Source organism: Brevibacillus fluminis, from assembly GCF_003710825.1.
Lineage (GTDB): Bacteria > Bacillota > Bacilli > Brevibacillales > Brevibacillaceae > Brevibacillus_D > Brevibacillus_D fluminis.
Genome location: NZ_RHHQ01000008.1, coordinates 358,921 through 383,930, shown reverse-complemented (window position 1 = coordinate 383,930; position 25,010 = coordinate 358,921). Strand labels below are relative to the sequence as shown.

19 protein-coding genes are annotated in these 25,010 nt (G+C 49.9%); 12 read left to right on the top strand and 7 right to left on the bottom strand.

The features are described from left to right. Positions 1–74 precede the first annotated feature (74 nt). The 4 genes from EDM56_RS11190 to EDM56_RS11175 all read right to left on the bottom strand — a co-directional run bounded on the left by EDM56_RS11190 (position 75) and on the right by EDM56_RS11175 (position 5,468). On the bottom strand, positions 75–848 hold the full coding sequence (locus tag EDM56_RS11190) for a pirin family protein (protein ID WP_122917987.1): 774 nt from the start codon (positions 846–848) through the stop codon (positions 75–77). Positions 849–923: 75 nt separating this feature from the next. After that, entirely contained in the window at positions 924–1,361 is a 438-nt protein-coding gene (locus tag EDM56_RS11185) for a MarR family winged helix-turn-helix transcriptional regulator (protein WP_122917986.1), read from the bottom strand. Positions 1,362–1,572: 211 nt separating this feature from the next. Next, entirely contained in the window at positions 1,573–3,093 is a 1,521-nt protein-coding gene (locus EDM56_RS11180; protein ID WP_122917985.1) for a DUF4077 domain-containing protein, read from the bottom strand. A 194-nt stretch (positions 3,094–3,287) separates the two neighbouring features. Then, the gene (locus tag EDM56_RS11175; RefSeq protein WP_122917984.1) at positions 3,288–5,468 is read right to left on the bottom strand and encodes a PAS domain-containing sensor histidine kinase; all 2,181 of its coding nucleotides are present in this window, start codon (positions 5,466–5,468) and stop codon (positions 3,288–3,290) included. Positions 5,469–5,918: 450 nt separating this feature from the next. On the opposite strand from EDM56_RS11175, the gene EDM56_RS11170 reads away from it, so the two are divergent. From EDM56_RS11170 to EDM56_RS11155, 4 genes are all read left to right on the top strand, one after another. Beyond that, positions 5,919–7,286: an FAD-binding oxidoreductase gene (locus tag EDM56_RS11170; protein WP_122917983.1), complete on the top strand. Its 1,368-nt coding sequence runs from the start codon at positions 5,919–5,921 to the stop codon at positions 7,284–7,286. A gap of 206 nt (positions 7,287–7,492) precedes the next feature. After that, entirely contained in the window at positions 7,493–10,429 is a 2,937-nt protein-coding gene (locus EDM56_RS11165) for a hypothetical protein (protein ID WP_122917982.1), read from the top strand. A gap of 135 nt (positions 10,430–10,564) precedes the next feature. Then, entirely contained in the window at positions 10,565–11,056 is a 492-nt protein-coding gene (locus EDM56_RS11160; RefSeq protein WP_122918273.1) for a YbaK/EbsC family protein, read from the top strand. A gap of 19 nt (positions 11,057–11,075) precedes the next feature. After that, positions 11,076–12,446, top strand: a complete 1,371-nt coding sequence (locus EDM56_RS11155) for an aldehyde dehydrogenase (RefSeq protein ID WP_122917981.1) — start codon at positions 11,076–11,078, stop codon at positions 12,444–12,446. Between the two features lie 2 nt (positions 12,447–12,448). Here the strand turns inward: EDM56_RS11155 and EDM56_RS11150 are convergent, their stop codons facing one another. Further along, on the bottom strand, positions 12,449–13,357 hold the full coding sequence (locus tag EDM56_RS11150) for a DMT family transporter (protein ID WP_122917980.1): 909 nt from the start codon (positions 13,355–13,357) through the stop codon (positions 12,449–12,451). A gap of 153 nt (positions 13,358–13,510) precedes the next feature. Here EDM56_RS11150 and pdxR point away from each other — a divergent pair, with 153 nt between their 5' ends. From pdxR to EDM56_RS11130, 4 genes are all read left to right on the top strand, one after another. Further along, complete coding sequence (gene pdxR, locus EDM56_RS11145) at positions 13,511–14,956, top strand: MocR-like pyridoxine biosynthesis transcription factor PdxR (protein WP_122917979.1); 1,446 nt, start codon at positions 13,511–13,513, stop codon at positions 14,954–14,956. 168 nt (positions 14,957–15,124) lie between these two features. After that, entirely contained in the window at positions 15,125–15,967 is an 843-nt protein-coding gene (locus tag EDM56_RS11140) for a MurR/RpiR family transcriptional regulator (RefSeq protein WP_246009348.1), read from the top strand. Between the two features lie 24 nt (positions 15,968–15,991). Next, complete coding sequence (menC, locus tag EDM56_RS11135; RefSeq protein WP_122917977.1) at positions 15,992–17,104, top strand: o-succinylbenzoate synthase; 1,113 nt, start codon at positions 15,992–15,994, stop codon at positions 17,102–17,104. A 168-nt stretch (positions 17,105–17,272) separates the two neighbouring features. After that, positions 17,273–17,914, top strand: coding sequence for a TetR/AcrR family transcriptional regulator (locus tag EDM56_RS11130; RefSeq protein ID WP_122917976.1), 642 nt, complete (start codon positions 17,273–17,275; stop codon positions 17,912–17,914). A 97-nt stretch (positions 17,915–18,011) separates the two neighbouring features. On the opposite strand, the gene EDM56_RS11125 is transcribed toward EDM56_RS11130, so the two are convergent. Next, entirely contained in the window at positions 18,012–18,758 is a 747-nt protein-coding gene (locus EDM56_RS11125) for an SDR family NAD(P)-dependent oxidoreductase (RefSeq protein WP_122917975.1), read from the bottom strand. 170 nt (positions 18,759–18,928) lie between these two features. Continuing rightward, the gene (locus EDM56_RS11120; protein WP_122917974.1) at positions 18,929–20,158 is read right to left on the bottom strand and encodes a MerR family transcriptional regulator; all 1,230 of its coding nucleotides are present in this window, start codon (positions 20,156–20,158) and stop codon (positions 18,929–18,931) included. 173 nt (positions 20,159–20,331) lie between these two features. Between EDM56_RS11120 and EDM56_RS11115 the strand changes: the two genes are divergently transcribed. The 4 genes from EDM56_RS11115 to EDM56_RS11100 are packed head-to-tail and all read left to right on the top strand — an operon-like array spanning position 20,332 to position 24,900. Next, positions 20,332–21,618 carry an NAD(P)/FAD-dependent oxidoreductase gene (locus EDM56_RS11115; protein WP_122917973.1) on the top strand — a complete coding sequence of 429 codons (1,287 nt, stop codon included), beginning with the start codon at positions 20,332–20,334 and terminating at the stop codon, positions 21,616–21,618. A 13-nt stretch (positions 21,619–21,631) separates the two neighbouring features. Beyond that, positions 21,632–23,104, top strand: a complete 1,473-nt coding sequence (locus tag EDM56_RS11110; protein ID WP_122917972.1) for an aldehyde dehydrogenase family protein — start codon at positions 21,632–21,634, stop codon at positions 23,102–23,104. 44 nt (positions 23,105–23,148) lie between these two features. Then, a complete protein-coding gene (locus EDM56_RS11105) occupies positions 23,149–24,552 on the top strand; it encodes an MATE family efflux transporter (protein WP_122917971.1) in 1,404 nt (467 codons plus the stop codon). A gap of 54 nt (positions 24,553–24,606) precedes the next feature. Then, on the top strand, positions 24,607–24,900 hold the full coding sequence (locus tag EDM56_RS11100; RefSeq protein WP_122917970.1) for a cupin domain-containing protein: 294 nt from the start codon (positions 24,607–24,609) through the stop codon (positions 24,898–24,900). Positions 24,901–25,010 lie beyond the last annotated feature (110 nt).

The following is a 25,010-nucleotide window of genomic DNA, read 5'->3' as shown; positions in this document are numbered from 1 at the left end:
TTATTATATACACGGATCAGGAGCGTTTCAGACCCTGATCCAGTATAAGTGCAACCAAGTCGTGTCCTTCGTGGTTATGGTCGTTTCGGATACAGCGAGTAGCCTGGATCGGTCGGCACGTCGATGATGGCGAGGGAGAGCGTTTGCCCGTTTTCCGGCGACAGCGTGATCACATCATCTTGCATGCCCATCATTACCACAAAATCTTTGTGCGAAAAGGAAGCAGCCTCACCGCTAGCCGTGCGCAGCGATCCGTCACCACGATAGGCGAGGACTGCGATCGAGCGATTCGCCCCCACAGGCACGGTGAATTGCGAGCCGTCCGCGATGGTTACATCCCACATGCGAGCGTCGGCGACCAGCTTGATCGGAGCTTCCTCACCAATGACGGCTTTGACCGTGGTGCCATCCTTCTGCGTAAGCGGAAACTGTTCGTGTTCATATTGATTGTAGGTCGGTTTGCGCTGCAGCGCCTCACGGACGTTTGGCTCGAACCAGATTTGGAATATTTCTGCATCTGGTCCAACGATCCGCTCGTTATGATAGACGCCGGAGCCAGCCTGGATTACCTGTGCGCCGCCCGCGCCGACTGTGCTGTCGGTGCCCAGCGAATCGCCGTGCAGCGCTTTGCCCTGGAGCACATAGGTCATGATTTCAAATGCTTGATGGGGATGGGAAGGAATGAAGCCTTCCTGCGGGGCTGTGCCCCACGCCCAGTAAAAGAGCGGGCCGATCCGCGTAACAGCAGACCCTTCGCCGGAAAAGCCGATCGGTTTTTGCTCAATGATCGCGCCGCCGTCGAACTCGCCGCTGCCTTGGTGTGTCGGTGGGAAAATATGAATAGTCATGGTGATCTCCTCCAAGAGAATTAGTTTGAATTCAGATAGTTTGAATTCGAGATATTTTATTAAAAAAATTTTATCCTAGGGTAATCGGGTTTGGGCATGTTTACCCAGCTTTTTCAGCAGGTGGATCGCAGTCTCTTTCTCCTCTGCGGAAAGCACTTCGACTGCAGTCTGAATGGCGCGGATATGCTCAGGGAAAATCTCATCCATCAGTTGCGTGCCACTTTCGGTAATCGAGGCAAACGTGATGCGGCGATCCTCTTCGCACGTTTTACGCTCCAAAAGTCCTTTTTGCTCTAGCTTGTCGACGACATAGGTGATGCTCCCGCTGGCGAGCAAAATTTTCCCGCCGATTTGTTGCAGGGGATGCGGGCCTTTATGATAAAGCAGCTCAAGCACGCCGAATTCGGTTGTGTTTAACCCACTGCGTCGGATGTCTTGTTCGGAATGAGCCGAAACCGCACGATACGCACGAGACAAAACAATGAATAAATCAAGTGACAAATCCTTTTCCATTTGAGCACCTCTCGCTGTGAAAAAAATATCTTGAATTCGAGATAATTATAAACACGGCTTTAACGAGAAGTCAAGGGGGAGCATAAAATTGCGTAAACAGTTTGCTCAATCTGCCAATTCCAAAGACTTGATCCACATAAAAGAAACAGCGGCGGACGAAGACCTAAAAAGAAAGTCTCCGTCCACCGCTATTTTTGTTTCCTACGTTTTGTTACGCTTTCTGGGATTGATTGATGATATCAGACAGGCTCGATGCCATACCGTTTAAGGCTTCCGAAGAATTTGCCAGTTCGTTTAGCGCTTGCAGCTGTTCGATAGACGATGCCGCGGCGCTTCGGGAATAGTCCGACGATTGTTTTGCAATGAAAGAAGCTTCGGAGATCGAGGCTGCAACCTCCTGTGAGCTCGCAGACATTTGCTCTGCGATGGCGGAGTTTTCTTGTAACTGCTCCGATATGCTGGTTATTGCGTCAGAGATTCGTTGGAAGGCAAATCCAGCAACCTGAACGACATGCAGGCCCGTATTGACATCTTGATTGACATCTTCCATCGAGCCGACCGCGTTATGCGCTTCCCCCTGTATTTCCGAGATGAGGTGGGCGATCTGGTTTGCAGATGCATTGGATTGTTCGGCCAGCTTACGCACTTCATCGGCAACAACCGCAAAGCCTCTACCATGCTCTCCGGCTCTTGCTGCTTCGATTGCCGCATTGAGTGCAAGCAAATTCGTTTGAGAAGCAATGCCTGTAATCACGTCGAGAATCTGTGAAATTTCAGAGGATCGTTCTCCTAACGTTTTCACAACCGTACTCGTTTTCACAACGGAGTTCTTGATCGATTCCATCTGATCGATTGCGGTTCGAATAGATTGGTTCCCTGTGCGGGCTTCCTGGGATGTTGTCGTTGTAACCTCTGCGATACTAGACGTTGATTCAGCAATTCGCTGAATGCCGATGGCCATTTCGTTCATGGCTCTTGCGCTTTCCTCTGTTCCACGCAATTGACTTTCTGATCCGATTGCGACCTCTTCCGTGGTTTTTGTTACATGGTTCGCATTGTTGGTAATGGCTTGCAAATTTCTGGATAGCTGTTCGGAAGTAACTTGTAGCTGTTGGATGGAACTTTTGATGGCATCGTACGTCCCTTGTAACTGTTTATTTGTTAACGAGAACTTTTCTTTTTCTCGTTCAGACTTGTCCATTAAGTACTTCCCAATTCTAGATATGGCCCATAATATAACAGTCACTTGGAATACTACGCTGATGGAAACATTCATGTGCATACTGTCAGTAGTGGGAAAGAAAAGTCCTGTTCCTAATTGATGACTCAATACATTGAAAAGTAAGATGAGGGTCCCGACCGTCCAGATCAATCGGCCGTTAAAGTAAAGCAACGTGGTTGCGAGAACAAAATAAAAGTTCTCATAAATGGAAGGAAGCATAGTGCCAAAGAGGTAATTCAGGAGAATGGTAAAAAGGATCCAGCCCAACAACAAAATGTACTTATAAGCGAATTCTACCTTCTTGATATTGAGTAGAATAGAACCGACCAAAAGAATAACGACGACAGCGGTGTCTACTATGTAGGTAATCGGATGGAAAAAGCCGATGGTAACCATCGTGTTCAGTGTTCCCGTCAATGAAACAATGTAGATGATTAATAAAAGCAGTTTGTTCTTTTGGCTTTCTAACTCAAAATTGGAGAAAAAATGTCTTGTGATGTACTGTAGCATTCGTCCTACCCCCCAAAAAAGTCAATCGACAAAAAATACCTTATTTCGACATGTTACTTTATTTTTTTTAACAATTCAATTATTAGTTCTATAAAGTTTTCGTGAATAGGTCAGGGGGCCAATTGTCTTACGAAACAGTGGTTGAAAACAGAAAAGAAGGCAGCCGGTTATGCTAGGAGGCTGCCTTCTTTTCCTTATGAGATCTCTGGCTGCATTTGTATTTCTGCTGAAAATGCATCGATTCGTGTAAAGGGCAGATTGATTTCAAGCGTTGTTCCTTTGTTCCATTCACTTTCGATATGGATTGTCCCGGAATGATTTTCAATGATTCGTTTACTAACCATAAACCCTAAGCCCGTACCTTTTTCTTTCGTGGTATAGAATGGTTGACCCATTTTACTCAGTATTTCGGGTGGTATCCCCGTTCCGTCGTCTATAATACGAACAATGATGTCATTTTCTCTTTGTTTGATTTGAATTTTTATTGTACCACCGGAGGGCATGGCTTCTATGGCGTTCTTGATGAAATTGATAAACACCTGTTTCATTTGATTCTCATCACACTGTAGCATGACAACTCCCGGGTCAAACTCAGTAACGATTTCAACATTATTCAAGATTGCCTGAGAGTGCAAAAGCGTGATGGTCTGCAGCATGATCAGTCGAATATCTTTTGGTTCCAATTTGATGGTCTGCGGTTTAGCAAGAACGAGTAGCTCGCTAAGAATTTGTTCGATTCGTTCACATTCAGAAGACATGATCCGAAAATACTCTTCTTTGTCGCCAAAACCCGACGACATCAAATGGACGAACCCTTTTATGACGGTGATGGGATTTCTGATTTCATGCGCAATTCCTGCTGCTAACTGACCTGCAACGGTTAATTTCTCGGAGTTTTGTAAGATCAGTTGGGACTTCTTCCACTCTGTGATATCTCGCAAAATAACAGACCAACCGTCCATATTCCCGTCTGCATCATAAATGGGGAATTTGGAAAAAGCCACATTCAACATCACGCCATCTCTTCTGGAACGAACCGTCTCTTCCCCTAGTATGGGTGTTTCTTGATTGACACTTATTTCGTGTTGCTTGATCACTACCATTTCTTCATGTGGAATAAATGGTAGATCATATAAATGGACGCCAAGAATCTCCTCTTTTGCCCAACCAAACGTGTTTTCAAACGCTTTATTCGCGTGTACGACTCGCCGATCCAGATTCATAATCAAAATGCTATCGACATTGTTTTCTATAAAAGATTCAAGCTGTTTTGTTTTGGCATGCAAGGTTTCTTCAGCTTTTTTTCTAGCTGAGACATCACGACAAATTCCTGTTAAGCCAATCACTTCACCTGTGAGGTCAGTGATCGGGGAAAGCGTAGCGCTAACATGAAGATGACTGCCATCCCTACGTTCGCGAATTGTCTCAAATCCAACAAAAGAGGAACCACTTTTTACGCTTTCATGGATGGTCTGGATGCTGTCTTTTAGGAAGTCGGGGATGATCGGTAACTTTTTGCCGATGACGCTATCGGCAGACCAACCGAACATCGACTCGAATGTAGGATTTATTTCTAACACTTTATCGTCCATATCAATAACCCAAATGGCATCTGCATTGTTGTGAACAAACGATTCCAGTCGTTCTTTCGTCTTCCGCAGTTCATCCTGTTCCAAATATCGTTCGGTTATGTCTTTTGCGACTCCATAAACACCGACGACTTCTTGATTGATGATGATGGGCATATTGGTAACATCTACATAGACGATAGAGCCGTTTTTATGAACGGCTTTCGTTTGATATCTTTGCGTGGTGCCAGTTAGTGCTTTTTGATAATGAATCATTGTCTTTTCCAAGTCATCTTCTGAAACCAAGGGCACGAACGATTGCTGTAAAAACTCTTCTACACGATATCCGAGCAATCGCTCCATTGCAGGATTTACAGTCAAATAATTCCCGCTTAAATCAAAGGAAAAAACAGCATCTGGGTTCTGTTCAAAAAGTGACTTGTAGTGTTGCTCCTTTTGCGAATGTGCCACTTTTTCGTTTGTAATATCTTGAAAATACACGCTAAGGCCGGTAGAGGAAGGATAGGCCCTCACATCAAACCATTTGTTTAACGGGGGGAAAAAGGCATCAAACGCCACGGGTGTTTGTTCGCGAATCGCTCGTTGATAATGGTCATAAAATGTTAAGTCTATAGCCTCAGGAAATTCCCCCCAAACATTTTTACCTAACAGATCCTCCCGACTGCGAAAAAGTAAACGAGTCGCCTCAGAATTAACGTACGTAAAGCACCATCTTTCATCTACAGCAAAGAATCCATCCGTAATTCTGTCTAAAATCTCATAACCGTTGCAGACAGGAAGATTCATATGTCTCCTCGCTTTACGTTTGTTATTCAGTCGAATTCCATTTGCCTAAACTTAGAAATGGGAAGGAGTAAAATCGAATGCAGGTTCGTACAACCTAATTAAAAATATAATAAAGTAACTATTTCAAAATTGAGATAAAAAATACCTTCTATTGACCCGATTTAACGATAATTTTGCATTTCACGCTATGACGAAAAGTGCCCTGGTTTCTGTACACTAGCAGCCGAAGGATTTTTGAAAGAAAGTGGAACGGAAGCCTTGGCGATGCCCACCGTTCTCCCCGACCCCCAGCAGGCATTGTCAGAGCTTCCGTGGAACTTTCTTTCAAAAATCCCGCCCGACCACTACAGCCAGCCAACCAAAAAAGGAGCAAACGCACCAACTGTAGAACTCAACAACGTATGAATTTTTTCGAAGCAACGAACCCAGTTTGATAGAGGAGGCATACCAATGAACCTAATAGAAGAGCTGGCCAAACTCCTGACCCCCGGGCAGGTGACAGCCAACCAAACCATGCGCGAACAGCACGGCCGAGACGAATCCTATCATGCAATGAAGCTGCCGGACGCGGTCGTGTTCCCGGAGTCTACCGAAGATGTCCAGAAAGTTCTTACTTTTGCAAATGAACACGACATCGCTGTCGTTCCGTTTGGCTTAGGGACAAGTCTGGAGGGGCATGTGATTCCGGAAAAAGGCGGCATCTCGCTCGATTTCCAACGGATGAACCGGATTCTGGAATTTCGCCCCGCCGATTTTTTGGTGCGGGTTGAGCCGGGCGTGACTCGCTCACAGCTGAACAAGGAGCTGAAGCAGCACGGCCTGTTTTTCACGGTTGATCCGGGTGCGGACGCGACATTGGGCGGAATGGCTGCGACCAATGCGAGCGGAACGACAGCCGTCCGCTATGGCGTCATGCGCGATCAGGTGCGCGATTTGACCGTGGTGCTCCCGGATGGACGCATCATGAAGACAGGAGGACTCGCAGCCAAATCGTCGTCAGGATACCATTTGACCGGCATGTTCGTCGGCTCGGAGGGTACGCTTGGCGCGATAACGGAGCTTACTTTGCGCGTGTACGGCATTCCCGAGCATGTGATGGCGGCGCGGGTCACCTTTGGCAACGTGAAGGATGCCGTCGATACGGCGTACGAAATTTTGGCCGCCAACGTGCCGATTGCCCGCGTGGAGCTGGTGGATGCGGCCTCGATCGAACGGATGAATCGCCATAGCCAAACTTCTTATGAAGAGGCGCCGACCCTGTTCCTGGAGTTCCACGGAAACGAGGCCGGGTTGAATACCGATATCGCATTTGTCCAAGAGCTGGCGGAAGGGCACGACTGCAAAAGCTTCCAGTTCGAAACCGACTCCAAGGCGCGTGCGCAGCTGTGGGAAGCACGCCATCAGCTCGCTTATGCCTTCAAGCACGCGTCGCCGGGAAAGCATATGATCCTGACCGACGTCTGCGTCCCGCTGTCCGAATTGACCGATGCGGTTCTACATGCCCGCAGCCAGATGGACCGGCTGGAGCTATTCGGTGGCGTGCTCGGACATATCGGTGACGGGAACTTCCATACGATCATCATGATCGATACCGATAATGCGGACGAGGTAGCGCGGGCGGAAGCATTCAACGCCTTGGCCGTCGAGCATGCACTGGAGCGCGGCGGTACGTGCACAGGCGAGCACGGCGTCGGAAAAGGCAAGGTTAAATACCAGCGCAAGGAGCACGGAGCAAGCTACGACTTGATGCACCAAATCAAGCAGCTTTTGGACCCGCGTGGCATCATGAATCCGGGTACGATTTTTCCGATTGAATAATGATGTAGTGCGGTTACGCAAAAAGGACGAACGGTGAATTTGCCGTTGGTCCTTTTTTCTGATCACGGCCTGAACGCCAGTAGCCTAATGGACTCGCATGTATACGGATTACTCCCCCTGAAACTGGAAATGTCTTTCGAAACATTATGGATGCTCACGCGTCTACTTAATACGTAATGTTTCGAAGAGAGGCAGGAGACACGTGCATGTTAAAACGCACTATTTCAATGGGGACAGCGATCCTGATGGGTGCTACTGCGCTGATCACTTCCGCGCAGGCTGCTGCCGTACCGTATCTGAAGCCATACGTGACCGATAACAAATTCGGGTTCACGGATGGCAGCAAACGGATTACCCAACCGGTCTATGATGATTTCAAAAAAGCAGCCAATGTGCTGATCGTCAAAAAAAACGGAAAACAGGGCGTCATCGATGCGAAAACAGGGGCTACACTCATTGCGCCGGTCTGGGATCAAATCGATATCCCAGAACAGAAAAATATTGCGATCTTGCGCAAAGGCGCTGTGCTGCAAACCTTCACCTTCAGCACCAAAACGTTGTCCAAAGCGGTATTCAAAGAGTATGCCACATTCTATTTATCCGACAAGCATACAAGCGTGATCGCGTTAACGGGAAGCAGCTCGATGCTCATGGACACCGACGGCAAGGTCTTGATTCCACAGTTTCAAGGAAATATCCGCTTTGTCGATTGGAAAGAGCCGAAATCCGCTGATGCCAACCGCGATACGACCCGCTATGCCATTGCCGTCTCAGCCAAAGAGCTGACGATGTTTGACCCGGTTTCGCTGAAGCCGATGTTCTCGGTTCCAGCCGTCACACTGGCGGGACCCGATAATGAAATTCCGACGGTCTCGTGTTTGCAGGTTGTGCGAAACGGTAAAACAGGTCTGGTCAAACGGGACGGGAGCTTTGCGCTGGAGCCGAACTACAGCGGCGTTCAGCTGCTGGAAGGCACATTTGCATCGTTTCGCGGGCCGAAGGGTGTTGGTTTGGTCAGCGATGGAAAAATCGTGCTGGACCCGAGCTATGAGGAAGTGGGAGAACTGCCGTATCCGACGGCAGGCTATTTCGGGCGAAAAGGAGATATCGTGACCTATTACGTAAACGATGGCAGCAGCTCTTTTTCGTTGCGAAAAGGCGCCGAGTATTTGTATGGCAAAAACGATACGTACGTCCTTGGAAAAGATGTGGACAGCAGCCTGTATGGTGTCAAAAGCCTGAAAGGCGAGACGATCGTCCCGTTTGAATACCCGGGCTTGCAAGGGGTGCCGGCTGCATGGGTGCTGGTGCGAAAAGACGGTAAGAAAGGCATTTTGGCCCAGCGCAGCTTGAGTGTAGTTTCACCGGAGGTTTGGTTCGACAGCTTCGTCACGATGGGCGGATATGACATGCTGGCGCTTACGGATGGCAAAAAGCTCGCGCTGTATTCCCAAGAAAAAGGGCTGCTGGTCCCCTTTCAGGAAGGGTTGCAAATTCGTTATGACAGCAAGCATAACGCTGTGCTGGTGACGACACCGGATAACAAGACGCGGGAGTACCGGACGTACGAACCGCCTTTGGATCCCAACCAGAAACCGGACATCAACGCACCAAAGATCGAGCAGCTCAACGAACAATTGAGCACATCCTTTGTCCGCGATAAAGGCTATACGATTCTGCGCACGGCAAGCGGTGAGCCGGTTTCGAGCCAAATCTACCAGTTTGTCCGCAAAGAAGGTCAATTGATTCTGGCAAATATAGATGCAGCATCCACCAGCTTTGATGTATATACAGCGACGGGCGAGCTGATCAACAAGGGGCTTCGTATAGCGGTAAGGAACGACCCGGAGGTGGAGCCGACCGTTTTAATCAAAGCCGGTGACTCTTATTACGCACTTGCGGCAAAAGAAAATACACGGGGCAAAGCGCTTGTACGGCTGCATGGCAACCAGATGACGGTGCTGACGGATTTCACGTACTGGAGAATTACCAAGTGGGGCGATTTCGCAGCAGAAGGGGTACTCGTAGACCTCTCTCGGCAAAATGGCGGGGACGACTTTACTATGCTCACAACTGACAGCATGCGACCGAAACTTGAGCAGGTTGAGGCCTATGGGATCGGCGACCAGTTCTATTTCATTCAAAAACAAGGAACCTGGAATGTTTTTGACAAAAAGCTAAACCCGCTGACCACGGGCAATTACAAATCACTCCGGAGTGCCAGTGTTTCACCGGAGAAGTCGCAGCACTTGATCGTTCAGGATGCCAAGACAGGGCTGTATGGCTTGGTAAGCACCAAAGGCACGGTCTTGGCAGCTCCCAAATATGAGTATCTGAGCCTCATTGATGACACGTTTTCCGAGCAACTCGGCTATGATACCGGCATCCAGCATTGGTTTGTAGTCGTCAAAGGCAATCAGTTTGGCTACCTGAACGAAAACGGCAAGGAGATGTTCATGACTCCGTTGTACACCAAGGCGCCAAAAGTAACGAATCGCGCAGTGAAAGCTGGTGCTTTCTATGATTTCGAGATGGTGATGAGATTCGAGAGCAGTGAATTGGTCGATTACGGCAAGCCGTATAGTCAAATCAAAGGCGATGACGAGAACCGGTTTTATTCCCATGTCGCACTTTATTTCGATTTGCCGCAGGACAGCAGCAAGCAAGCGATCATCGCAGCACTTGTGTCGAAAGACATCCTGCCTACTACTCGCACGGGAGCCGATTTCAGCTATGACGACTTTTTCGCGTTGGCTTACTACATGGTAAACGGCGAAACGAGCCAGAAGCTCACTGCTGATCAGCGTTTCCAATGGGCAAATGATCGCGGCCTGTACATTCAGCGGGGCGGGCACGATTTCACCAGCATTTACGTCGATTATGATTCTCTTTTCATGAACAAACTGCTGTTGGCAAAGAAAGCGAACGTCAAGCTCAAGCCCAAGACGCTGTCTTTTGAGACGTTGACAGAAAAGCAGCGCGGCATGCTGCTTCCGCTTATCCAAGTGAACGGCATCCCGTCCGACAAGTCGCGGCTGCCGCTGACGCGGGCCTATTTGGACCCGCAGCTGAAAAAGCTGCTCGCAGAGTATAACAAAGCTTCGGCACAGCTGCTGCAAGCGTATCTGAAAAACGGTTTATAAACATGTTCACTAGGAGGACCGATTGCAGGCCCTCCTTTTTGCTGAGCTATGGGACAGCATCTGCCTTTACCAGATTTTTTCATGCATCCGTTTTTTGGTATACTGAACGGAAAGCTTGAAGGGAGAAGTGAGAACATGATAACGGCCAATCGATTTGAAGATGTTCGCCTGTTTGTGAAGCAGCATGATGAGAAGCTGGAACCAATCCTCCTGCCTGAAAAAGTCCCGACATCGGAAGCGGCAGCGCGTGTACTCGGCGTCGAGGTCGGCCAGATTGCCAAGTCGATTCTTTTTCGCGCGGAGGACAAGTTCGGCTTGTTCGTAGCGGCAGGCGACGTGCGAGTGGACCAGAAAAAAGTGAAGCAGCTCTTGGGTGGCAAAAAGCCGCGCATCGCCTCGCCGGAGGATGTCGTGGAGATCACGGGATTCCAGGTGGGAGCGGTATGCCCGTTTGCACTGCGGACGGACATCCCGATTTTTATCGATGAGTCGCTGCGCCGTTTTCCGGTCGTCTACACAGCGGCGGGCGTGGTCGAGTCGATGCTGCCGATTACGTTTGACGAGCTTGTCGCGGTGACGAAAGGCATGGTCGTGCAGGCAACGGCTGGGGAACGAGCAGAGGCATAAGCGTAAGGAGGCAGAGGGAATGGCGGATTATCAGGAATTGCTGGGCAAGCAGCGGTCGTTTTTTGCAAGCGGACAGACCAGAGATCTCGCATTTCGCAAAGAGAGCCTGAAGCGGCTCAAGCGGGAAATCGTGCAACAGGAAGAAGCAATCATGGCTGCGCTCCACGCGGACCTGAACAAATCCCCATTCGAGGGCTATGCCACAGAGATCGGCATGGTGCTAGCGGAAATCACCCATACGGTGAAGCATCTGGATCAGTGGGCTAGACACAAGCGCGTAAAAACGCCGATTACCCACTTTGGCTCCAAAGGATATATCTATGCCGAGCCTTATGGCGTGGCGTTGATTATTGCGCCGTGGAATTATCCGTTCAATCTGGCGCTCGCTCCGCTGATTGCGGCGCTCGCTGCCGGGAACTGCGCGATCCTCAAGCCTTCCGAGCTGGCACCGCACACGGCTGGCATGCTGGCTGGCCTGATCCGCGCTGTGTTTCCAGAAGAATATGTCGCAGTCGTGGAGGGGGGCGTCGAGGCCAGCACGGCGCTGCTCGCCAACCGCTTTGATTATATTTTTTTCACAGGTGGCGTCCAGGTCGGCAAAATCGTCATGAAAGCTGCGGCCGATTTCCTCACGCCCGTGACGCTGGAGCTGGGCGGAAAAAGCCCCTGCATCGTGCACGGGGATGCCGATCTCAAGCTTGCTGCCAAGCGGATCGTTTGGGGGAAATGCCTGAATGCCGGACAAACATGCGTAGCCCCCGATTATGTGTTGGTCGAGAGACGGGCGATGCCCGAATTGATCGCGCAGCTGAAAGCGCGGCTCGACATGGTGTACGGTTCCGGCGCAGCCGAATCATCGACATTTCCCAAAATCATCAATCGTAGGCATTTCGAACGGGTCGCAGCGTATTTGCAAGACGGCGAGGTGCTGTATGGCGGGAAAACGAATGAAGCGGCGCTTACGATCGAACCTACGCTAGTAGGCGATGTCGACTGGGAGTCGCCAGTGATGCAGGATGAGATTTTTGGCCCGATTTTGCCTATCTTGGCGTACGACCGGCTCGATGAGGCCATTTCATGCATCAATAGCCGGCCGAAGCCGCTTGCGCTCTACCTGTTCTCGCAGTCGGACGCCATAGCCGACAAAGTGTTGGCGGAGACGTCATTCGGCGGCGGTTGCCTCAATGATACGATGATGCATATGGCTACTCCTTATTTGCCGTTTGGCGGAGTCGGGGAGAGCGGAATGGGCGGGTATCATGGCGAGGCTGGCTTTGCGCTGTTTTCGCATCAGAAAAGCGTGTTAAAGCAAACCACACTGTTTGACCTGCCGTTTCGCTATGCCACGACCAAAGACGCCCTGAAGCGTATCCGGCTGTTTTTGCGCTAAGGTCAGGTAGCAGTGTCCATGCGGTTTGCTGTATCCGGCCGGGCATCGCTGTGCACGGTCGCGAGCAGGACACCGCCGAGTGCGATCGCGCCTCCGATGAGCGAGAGGAACGAGGGCACCTCGCCGAGCCAAACCCAGCCGATCACATAGGCGAACGCTGGGGTCAAGTAGAGCGAGCTGGTCGCCTCTGACGTGCCGACGCGTGCGGTGATGAAGGCAAGTGCAAGATAAGGCAGCACCGTCGGAAAAATCCCCAGATACAGCACGCTCGCCGTCACCTCAAACGGCGCACGCTCCACGGCTTGCCCCAAACCAGGCAGAAAGAAAAGCATAAACAGCGTCCCGGCCCAGATCGTGTAGGCCGTAAAAGCGAGAAATCCGTATTTTTCGATAAATGGCTTCTGAAACGTAAAGTACACGCTCTCCGCCAGAGAGGCGATTAAAATTAGTAACACCCCGCCATTAGCCACGATTGGCTCCCCTGTTCCCCAGGCACTTATGGCCACACCGCCAAACCCAACCACCGCTCCAACCCACCCGCGAATCCCAAACCGCTCCCGGAAGAAAACCAGTGCGAATAGCGACGCGAAAATGGGCGTCGTCGCGACAAACAGGCTCGCGGCCCCAGCGCTCACGGTCTGTTCGCCATAATTGAGCGCAGCATGGTACACAAAAAAGCCGAGAAAGCCAAGCAGCAAAATCATTGGAACGTCTTTTCGCTCGGGCAAACGAATGCGGAACACCGCCGCCAAAATGAGCAGTAGCGCAGAGCCAGTGAGAAAGCGCAAGAGAGACAGCTGCCCCGGAGTATAGGCAGTAAGCCCCACACGAATTCCGACAAAAGCAGATGCCCACAAAACAATGATCAGACTGTGTGAAGCGGCTATCGCGAATTTTGCATGCTTGGACATGGTAACTTTCCACCCTTTCGATTGAAAAAACCAACCAGTATAACGGACGATCATCGTGTATGTTCATGGTAATCAAGAATTGGTAAAATGACTTCAACCAGTTGATGAAGTCACAACCCAACCACTTTTGGGAGAAAAGGGGACGGAGCAAAAATGGGCCGAGACGGGCAAACCGCGGAGGGACAGCTTCCCAAATACCAGCAGATCATCGCTTATATCAAAGAGAAAATCGCCAAGGGCGAGTGGCCGATCGGCAGCAAAATCCCGAGTCAGCGCACGTTGGCCAGCCAGTTCAAGGTGAATAGGAGCACGATCATTACCGCGATCGAGGAGCTGACCGCAGATGGCCTGATCGAGGGGCAAATGGGTAAGGGGACGGTCGTTGTCAACAACACGTGGACGCTTTTGGCGACCAACCCGCCGCCGGACTGGAACGCGTATGTCACTTCCGGTGTGCACAAGCCAAGCCAGGATACTGTGCAAAAAATCAATCAGGACGAATTTGACGCCAGTTTGATCCAATTGAGCAAGGGCGAGCTGTCGTCCGAGATTTTCCCGCTTCAGACGATGCAGCGGTTGATGCACAAAGTAACGGACAATCTGCATGCGTTCGGCTACGAGGAACCGAAAGGATACGGGCCGCTGCGGCAAGCGGTCAGCGATTATGTGCGTTCGTTCGGCATCGAAGCGTCACCGTCATCGATTTTGATCGTGTCTGGGGCGCTGCAAGCACTCCAATTGATATCGGTGGGGCTTTTGCATCGGGGCTCGACCGTCCTTTTGGAAAAGCCATCTTACCTGTATTCGCTGCACGTGTTTCAATCGGCGGGGATGAAGCTGACCAGTCTGGAGATGGATGCGCAAGGTCTGTTGCCAGGGGGAATCTCTGCGCTCCGAAAGCAGGGGAAGGCGGATATTTTGTATACGAATCCGTGCTTTCACAATCCGACCGGCATATTGATGTCAAAGAAAAGACGGCAGGAGCTGATGCAGGCTTGCGAAGCGGAGCGTCTGCCCGTGATCGAGGATGATCTGTACCGGGAGCTGTGGTTCGATGAGCCGCCGCCCGCACCGCTCAAAGCGATGGACAGGCACGGGCATGTCCTGTATCTCGGCAGCCTGTCGAAAACACTAAGTCCAGGCCTGCGCATCGGGTGGATCATCGGGCCGGAGCCGGTGATCGAGCGTCTGGCGGATATCAAAATGCAGACCGACTATGGCACAAGCTCGCTCTCCCAGCGTGTCGCTGCCGAATGGCTGACAAGCGGCGAGTATCAGAAGCATGTCGCATACATCCGGGAGGAGCTGCGCAATCGCAAGGCGGCGATGCTCGAAGCGTTGGGGCTTCATATGAGCGATCTCGCGGAATGGGAGAGTCCAGCAGGTGGATTTTTCATTTGGTTGAAGCTGAAGGAAAAGCTTCCGATCCATGAACTATTCAGCAAGGCACAGCGCCAAGGCGTTCTGCTCAATCCCGGCAGCATCTATGGGCAGGACCGCGACCGCTTCTTGCGGCTGTCGTACGCCTATGCGTCGCTGCCCGAGCTAAGAGAAGGCATTCGCCTGCTGGCGGACATTCTGAAAAACATGGCCAAATAGTTCCCGATTCGTTCCTCTGGTTCTTTACCAGAGGAATTTTTTCTGAAATACCCTCTTCCCATTCGTGCGAATATGTGGTAAAAATCAATTAGAAGGTTATGAAGGAAAAGCTACAATATTTAAAAAGAGTGAAGAATTTACTACATTCAGGTGAGGAGGACAGTGCGGATGGAAGCGTTGATCCGAGAAAAGCTGTCACAGCTATCGCCCGGCCAGAAAAAAGTCGCCGAATTTTTGCTGATGAAGCCAGAGCAATCGGCCTTTCTGACAGCTGCCCAGCTGGGAAGGGAAGCGGACGTCAGCGAGGCGACGGTCATTCGACTCTCCTATGCGCTCGGCTTCAACGGGTTTCCCGACATGCAGGCACGCATCCAGCAGCAGGTGCTGAAAAAAGAGGGGCTCTCCGTATTGGAGCAGGAGACGGAGGCAGATTCGCTTGAAAAGGAAAAGTCGCTTTTCGCCAGCGTGCTGGACCGTGATGTCGCCATCGTACGCCAACTCGCAACGTCGATCAACGAAGCGGACATTTGGCAGGCGGTCGATTGGTTGAATGAAGCCGATCAAGTGTTGGTTGCTGGCTTCCGCGCTTCCTATGGCGCCGCCCACTGGTTCTCCTTTGTCCTCAGCCAGTGCAGAGGCCATGTCCAGCTGCTGCAGGGCGCCGGCGACATGCCGGAGAAAATCAGCACGCTGACCGATCGTTCCGTCGTGTTCATCCTGTCGTATCCCCGATACAGCCGGGATGCCGTCCAAACAGCGGAATGCGCGAAAAACCAGGGGGTGCGCATCATCGCCGCCACGGACCGGCCGCTGTCGCCTTTGGGGCAGCTTGCGGATCTGACGTTCACGACGGAGGAAAACCTGACCTCCATGTTCAGCTCCAACACCGGGCTGCAAAGCCTGCTCAACCTGATCATGGTGGGGATGACCACGAAGAACAAGGAACACGTGCAGGCACGTTCGCAAACGCTGGAGCGACTGTACACCACGCAAGGCATTTTTGTTGAATAAACGATCAAACGGGAGGGTTTTCTCATGAAAGCAGACAAAATCGTATTGCGTAAAATGCAGCTCAACCTGAAAGCACCGTTTCAAACCAGCTTTGGCACGATGACAGTTAAAGATTTTTACGTGACCGAGGTTCATACGAAGGATCACATTGGCTACGGGGAATGTGTTGCTGACATCGACCCGCTGTACAGCGAAGAAACGGTGAAGACGTGCATGCATATTTCGGAAGATTTCCTTATTCCGTGGCTGTTCGAGCATGGCGAACTCTCGCATCCAGATGAAATCGGCAAGCTGTTCGCACCGATCCGTCGCAACAACATGGCCAAATCCGCTCTTGAAGGCGCATACTGGGATCTGTACGCTAAAGAGCAAGGCATTCCGCTCGCGAAAGCCATCGGAGGGACGAAAGACAAAATCGAGGTGGGTGTGAGCATCGGGATTCAAAAAACGATCGACGATATGTACCGCCTGGTCGACACGTTCCTGAACCAAGGCTATCGCCGTATGAAAATCAAGATCAAGCCTGGACAGGACGTCGAGGTGATGACAGCCCTGCGTGAAAAATTCGGTGACATCCCGATGATGGCGGACGCCAACTCCGCTTATACCTTGGACGACATCGAGATTTTCAAAGAGCTGGACAAACTGAACCTGCTGATGATCGAGCAGCCGCTTGCCCACGATGACATTTTTGACCATGCGAAGCTGCAAAAGCAGCTGAAAACGCCGATCTGCCTCGATGAGAGCATCCACTCGCTGGAAGATGCACGCAAAGCAATCGAGATGGGCAGCACGCGCACGATCAACATCAAGATCGGTCGCGTCGGCGGAATTTCCGAGTCCAAGCGTATCCACGACCTTTGCCAATCGCACGGTATCCCGGTATGGTGCGGCGGTATGCTGGAGTCCGGTATCGGCCGCGCGCACAATATCGCGATCACCTCGCTGGACAATTTCAAAATCCCGGGAGATACATCGGGCTCTTCCCGCTACTGGCAAGAGGACATTATCAATCCGGAAGTTATCGTGTCTCCGGACGGCACCATCGATGTGCCTGCAGGAGCGGGCATTGGCTACCAGCCGATGCCGGAATTGCTGGATAAATACACGGTGGAGATTAAGGAATTTAAAAGATAAGTGCGGATAACAAAAAGCGGACCTGCCGGATTGGCGGCGGTTCGCTTTTTTTCTTTTCAGCACGCTCCATAGCGAACCCCCGCTCCACCATGTAAAATAAAAGACAGGCAGGGAAGTACCTGTCGGTTACTTCCCTCTCATCATTTTTTTGCGAAAAGGACCGTACCTATGAACAATCGAAAAATGGACCCCCGCGTCTACCGAACGCATCAGCTGCTCCGCAAAGCACTGATCGAGCTGATGGAAGAGCGGGATTTCGAGCAAATCACCGTCCAGGACATTACCGAGCGGGCGACGATCAAGCGAGCCACGTTTTATTTGCATTTTGATGACAAACAGGACTTTATCCACAAGTACATCCGTGAACTATTGGAGCAGCTGAAGGAAAACATCTCCTTGCATGATGAGGTGGAGGACGATAACTTCGATTTTGTGAGCGGGGCTCCGCATCCCAGCTTTGTGCGGCTGTTCCATCACATCGGAGAGCATTTCAACGTGTACTACGCGTTGCTGGTGCGTAACCGGTTACCGTATTTCACGTCCGGCTTGCTGGAGGTCATCCATGAATTTGTCTCGAAAGGAATTGATCTTACGGAGCCGGATGACCGGAATCTGACCGCCTCGCGGGAGGTGGCGGTGAAGTATGTTGAGTCCGCTTTTTTGGAAGTGATCATCTGGTGGATCGAAAACCAGATGCCGTATGCGGAGGAAGAGATCGCTGCGCAGCTGATGAACCTGTCCATTCGGGGGCCGTACAAACAGGTGCCGGAGAATAGCGGCAAAAAAGGAAGCGGGCAAAAATGCGATTGAAACTACTCCATGCTTTTCGGCAAAGCGGCAGCCCGTATAGCACAAAAGCCTTGTGTCCCCACGTACCATCGTGGATGCACAAGGCTTTTTTTGGCGATTACAGCGCAGTCCACCCGCCGTCGATGACCAGCTCGGAGCCGGTGACGAATCGCGACTCATCGGAGGCGAGGTACAGCACGCCATATGCGACGTCCTCTGGCTTGCCGAAATACGGCAGCTGCGTGAATGTTTGAAAATACGGAAGCGCGTCTTTCATGGAAGGCTCCGTCATCGGGGTGACGATGATGCCGGGATGGACTGAATTGACGCGGATGTTTTGCTTCGCATATTCCACAGCGGCCGATTTGGACAGCGCACGCAGTGCCCCTTTTGCCGCTGTATAAGGGCTTGAGCCAGCCATGCCGACAATGCCGCCGATCGACGAGATGTTGATCACAGAGCCTGCGCCAGTTTTTTGCATTTCCGGGATGACGTATTTCATCCCGAGCACGCAGCCGGACAAGTTGATGTCCATCACTTTATTCCATTCGTCCATCTCCATGTTTGCGAACGTTTTCGGCGAGGCAATTCCCGCGTTGTTGACGAGAATGTCCACCTTGCCAAAGCGGCTGACTGCCTCGTTTACCACATGCCGCCATTCTTCCTCGGAGGCGACGTTATGGCGCAGGCCGATCGCTTCTCCACCGCTGCGGTTGATCTCGTCGATGACCTCCTGCAGCACATCATCCTTGATGTCGGTTCCAACAACCTTGGCGCCTTCTTGCGCAAACAGCTTTGCTTCCGCAGCGCCCATGCCGAGAGCGGCTCCAGTAATAATCGCAACTTTTCCGTGCAAACGACCCATATCTACCATTCCTTTTTTCACGATTTTTGCATGCAAATGATATGAACTCGGGTACCTTGTTTTCAGTATAATATAAAAGCGGCATATTTGTGAAGTATTTTACATTGTGTAAATTAAGTAATAAAAAAAGAGGCAGCGCAGCATCTGCGTTGCCTCTTTTGTCGTCCGTATCATTTCATGCTGGCGGTATACATCAGGTTGTGGAACTTTTCGTTATGCACATGGTAATCGAAAAATATTCCGGGATCGGTACAGTGCCCGATTGTTTCTCTTTGTGTGATTTGAAAGCCACTGGCTGCTAGATTTTCTTCAAGATAGTTTGGATTCATGATGTGCTTGTGTGCATTTGGATACAGGGCGGGGACATTTTTCAATGATTTTGCTGAGCTGTCGTAATACGAGTACCCACCAATAATGGTTGAATCTTGATGAAAGTAGCTTTTGAGAATTTGAAACGGAAAGTGTGGATTGAGCAGCGAAAAATCATTCGTACTATAGCTATCAACAAAAATATCGATGCAATGTGGCTTCAATGGCAGATTGAGATCCGAGTTTAATAGATAGAGGACGTTCAGCTTGGGATTCATCCGCTCGATTCTTTTCTTCAGCTTCTTGAGCATGGCAAGCGAATACCCACTGAAAACATAATAGGCGCTGCTATCAAGGTCATCGATATATTTGGGAAGCGAAACAAAAGCGTCAACGTTTGTTTCCACAATGATTTTTCTCGTCAAGTCGGCATGCTTCAACGTTTTTTGAAACCATAGATTCCCTTTTTCAAATAGGTTGATCATGCCTGGGGTAATCTCTTTAATTGTTTCTTTGTCGTAAAAATAAGAGGGATAAGGGGACGTCTCATACAAGTTAGCGGTGATGATGATGCCTTCCTCAATCGTCGCCTCGTATCCGCAGGTGCAAACCAAGCTTCCCGTTTGAATGTAGACCTCTTTAATCTGTACGTCGTTCATTTCAAGCGGGACGCGGCACTTCGGACAATAGAGCAGATGAACGAAGGAGAGGGGAATCCCTGTAAATTTCTCTTCCTTGGATGAAGGCGAGGTCGTCTGAATCGCTTTTTCAATGGAGACGATCGCTTTCGAGATGTCTTCTTTTTCTTTGATCAGTTGATTCTTTTTGACAACGAGCAAGTTGTTATAGTAGTCGATATCCTCGTGGTCGGAAAAGTTGGTGACACGGCGATACGATAAAATTTGATGAATCTCTTGTAACGAAAAATGGAATTTTTTGAGTTCTGTGATAAAAGCCATATCATCCAGGCACGACTGATTCATTGCATAGTGGACATTTTTTTTGTCAGGAATTAATAAACCAATCTCAATGTAATAGCGGACGGTATCAGTCGTAACATGAAACAGCTTGGCAAAAGCACCGATTTTCATAGTTGCCCCCAATGAAAATAAAAAGTGGAGTAACTCCACTTTTGTTTATGAAAACGCACTCAAATGGTTATTGACTAGGAGAACGCTCCATTTCATATCATGGATTCATTAAGCGTGTGAATAATTCTTGACGGTAGTGTAACATACCTGTCACAAAAGGAGAAGAACAGCCTATGGATAAGATGGATCGAATGGATACTCTCTCTCTGTGGACAGCGACTGCAAACAAGTATGAGAAAGGGAAGTCTCTTACAGGAACAGAAGAGGCGGATGTTGTCATTATTGGAGCAGGTTTCACAGGTCTTTCCTCTGCCTACCATTTGCAGCAGCTTGGGAAGAACGTTATTGTCCTGGAGCAGGAAACGATTGGATACGGCGCCAGCGGTCGGAATGGTGGGATGGTATTGCCAGGCTATAAGCCATCGATGCAGGAGCTTGCGAAAAAATACGGTACAGAAGAGGCCAAGCAGCTAAACGACATCTCCTTGTATAGCATTGAGCTGGTCAAAAAATTGATCGATGAACACCAAATCAACTGTGATTTTCGAAAAACGGGACACATCGTGGCGGCTTACAAAGCAAAGCATTTTGAAGGCTTGAAGATCGAAAGTGAATACATGAACAAAAATTTCGGGTACGAGTCAAGCGTGCTTGATCGGAGCCAGCTGCATCAAGAAATCGATTCTCCGATTTATCATGGCTGCCTGGTCGACGACTCGAGCTACTCGTTCCAGCCGCTGAATTACGCCATCGGATTGGCAGAAGCGGCGAAGAAGCTCGGCGCACGAATCTATGAACATTCAAAAGCGCAATCGATTGAGTATGGAACAAATAGTGTAAAAGTTCGTACAGACAAAGGCAGCGTAACGGCAAAGGACATCATTGTAGCGACGGATGGCTACTCCGGAAAAATTATGAAAGAGCTGAACAAAGGGGTATTGCCGATCTCTGCGCGTATCATTGCGACCGAACAGCTGCCCGAGTCATTGCTCGATAAGGTGATTCCGAAAGATCGCATGGTTTTTGATACAAGCAATTTCCTCTACTATTTCCGTCGAACGCCGGACAATCGAATGGTATTCGGCGGTGGCGACATTCGTCCGAACTTGGGAGATGGCGTGTATCAAGAGGTTTACAATGCGATGGTCAATGCGATGCCGAAATTGGCAGGAAGCAAAGTTGAATACAGCTGGGGCGGTTTTATCGGGGTTACCGTGGACACATTCCCGGTAATCGGTAGATCCAAAGAAGGTGCCTATTTTGCAACAGGTTATACGGGGCACGGGGCTTCGCTTTCCACATTGTTCGGCCAGTTATTGGCGCAATGGATCGTGACGGGAAATGCTGGTGGATACCGCTTTGAAAAAGCACACCTCAAATCATTCCCGTTCTATAACCAAAAAACGATGCTGGTTAATCTTGCGCATATGGGATTCAAGCTGCTCGATATTATCGCGTAAAGGAGAGGTTTTCATGAATATCAACATGTTCATTGACGGGAAATGGGTAGAGGCGTCGAACGGTAATCGCAGAGACGTGATCAATCCAGCAACGAGAGAGGTGATCGCATCGTCTGCTGACGGCTCGGCAGACGATGCCAAACTGGCGATTAAGGCGGCCCGCAAGGCGTTTGACAGCGGCATCTGGTCGAATCTCTCGCCGGATGAAAGAGCGGCCTATCTCTATCGGATCGCTGATAGACTCGAGGAAAAGGCAGCAGAAATTGCAAGTTTGGAATCGGCGAATAACGGGAAAGTCATACGCGCAACGACTAATATCGATATTCCGGTTTCGATTCAATGCTTCCGCTACTATGCGGACATGATCAAAGACATGAAAAAGGAAACGTACACGCGGGCTGATTCTTCGGAAACATGGATCATCCATGAGCCGATCGGGGTGTGCGGGCTGATCGTACCTTGGAACTTCCCGCTCATGCTTGCGGTGTGGCAAATTGCGCCCGCGCTTGCCGCAGGGAATACGATTGTGATCAAGCCTGCAGAGGTCACTCCTGTAAGCGTATTCAAGCTGTTTGAAATCTTTGAGGAAATCGGGCTTCCTGCCGGTGTAGCCAACCTGATATTGGGCCCAGGATCCAAAGTAGGGAATGAGCTTGCCGAAAGCCATGATGTCGACAAGATTTCCTTCATCGGCGGTACGAAAACAGGCCAAAGCATCATGCGGGCAGCAGCCGGCAACATGAAAAAAATTACGCTTGAGCTTGGCGGGAAATCGCCGCTGATCGTGTTTGACGATGTTGATTTTGAAATCGCCGTCGAGAATGCCATGTTCGGTATATTCCATAATGCAGGACAGGTTTGTTCTGCTGCTTCACGCCTGTTGGTACAAGAGTCGATTTACGATCAGTTCGTCGAGAGACTGGCAGAGCGCGCCAGCAAAATTGTTGTTGGAAACGGGGAAAGCGAGCACATCGAGATGGGCGCGCTCACGACCGAGGCTCATATGAATGATGTTTTGCAGTACATCCAGAGCGGGATCGAGGAAGGCGCTCGGTTGGTTTGCGGTGGTAAGCGCTTACTGGAAAACGGACTTGAGCGCGGGTATTTTATTGCGCCGACGATTTTTGCGGATGTTGAAGCAAGCATGCGCGTCGTGAAAGAAGAGATTTTTGGCCCAGTCCTCGTCGTGCAGAAATTTACAGATGAGGAAGATGCGATCCGAAAAGCCAATGATTCGGTTTACGGATTAGCCGGTGCCGTCTTTACCGAGGATATGGAGCGGGCAAAACGCGTCATCAGCAAACTGCGCGCGGGAATTACGTGGATCAATAGCTATCACCTTGCCTATCTTGAAGGTCCTTGGGGAGGGTATAAGCAAAGCGGGATTGGCAGAGCGCTGGGGGCTGCCGGGCTAGAGCATTTCATGGAAACCAAGCAGATCAATATTCATCAGCATGCCAATCGGGTCGGCTGGTATGCGAACTAAAGGGATTTGCCTTGCTGCATAACAACTGATAAGGGGAGTTGCTCATGGGGATAGCAAATAACCATCCGCCTTCGAGAACAGAACAAGTGGAAGCGAAGAAGCAAGCGTATGATTCGGATCTGGGAACAAAAAGCATCCCGCTCTTGTATTTGCGGTTTGCTTTGGCAGGAATTATGGCGAACGCAATTCTCGGAGTTGTGGCGGTTGTCGATGGTTATTTTGTCAGCGGCTTTCAAGAGCTGGAAGTAGAAGGGATCGGAATCGGCTTTACGATCATGGTTATCACTCGTATGCTGGGCGTTTTGTTTGGCGTGGGAGCCGGAGCGGTCATTTCTCTCCGGCTTGGAAAAGGAAAAATTGAAGAAGCGCGAAGTATTATGGGACAAACCTTATGGTTCACGCTGATCTTCTCGGTTTTACTCGCTGTCCTTGGATTGCTCTACGAAAAAGATTTGATGATCTTATTCGGAGCAAGTGAAGAAGCTCTTCCCTACGCGGTGGAGTACAGCCGCCTTTTGTGGATTTCGCTGCCAATCACGATCTTGGCCGTCGTTTTAAGCATTTTGACCAATATCGATGAAAAACCGGTATTGTCTATGAACAGCTGGTTAGTCGCGGCAGCCGTTGCCGGAGTCATCGAATGGGTCATGGTAACGAAATACGACATGGGGATGATGGGGTCTTCATGGGCAAATACGATTTCGCAATCAATCCCTGCATTGCTGATCTTTTATTTCTGGTTCGGCAAAACAAGGCTGAAGCCCAAATTGAGAGATATTAAGATTCGGATGAAAACGATCGGAGAAGTGGCGTGGACAGGGTTTGCGTCCTTCTCGAGCCAGTTCATGATGTTTTTTGCGATCATTTTTTTCAACAACCTGCTGCAAAGCTATGGTGGCGGGCTGCACGTTGCAGCGTTCACGATCCAAAACGGATACATTACGAACCTGCTCGCACTGACAGCGCTTGGTGGAATGACAGGGCTTCAACCGATCATTAGCTACAATTACGGTGCGGGCAATTACGATCGGGTCAAACAGGCCATTAAGATGGGACTCATCTTCACCATCTCGTTCTTTGTAATTGCGACTGCCATCCTGATCATCTTCGCAGATCCAATTGTGTCGTTTTTCTCCAGCGGCAATCCTGAATTGCAGCAGCTGGGCATTTGGACCACAATCGTATTCAACTGTTTGTTTACGCTGAATGCAGTCAGCTTGCTGATCTCCGGTTATTTTGAGTCCCAGGAGAAAAACTGGACGGCTACGTTTATTAACGTCAGCAAAATGGTGTTGTTCTCATTCCCGTTCATGTTCATTTTCCCTCAGATTTGGGGAGTGGAAGGAATCTGGTATTCGGGTCCGGCAGCGGAGGTCCCAGGCGTTCTCATTGCCATTTATTTTATTCGAAAAGAATTTAAGCGTTTACGAGAAAGAAAATTCGCATAAGAGCATTTTTCTTCTATTTCAAAACAATCAAATTCGAAAGTGAGTGGATCAGATATGTTTTTTGCAAAAAAATTGTCGGCGGAAGAAGCACAACGTTTGGAAGTGGACACGTGGGAACCGTGGGTAGGCGAACCGAACAAAGGAACGTGGCACGTAGAAGAGCAGGAAGTCTTCTATGTGACAGACGGTGAAGTGTTCATTACAGTTGATGGCGTAACGCACCATATTACGAAGGACTGGGTCGTATCCTTGGCGAAAGACCTCGTCTGCGAGTGGGATCTTCCTCAATTTTTGAAAAAGAATTTCAAAATGAACCATGAGATTATTGCAAAACTAAATAACATGTAACTGTGCAGCAAACGATCAAACTTCTCGTCTCTTTGTGGGCGGGAAGTTTCTTTCTATCAAGATTGTTACAAATGTTACACGTTACAAAAGTTGCATACGTTACAGATGTT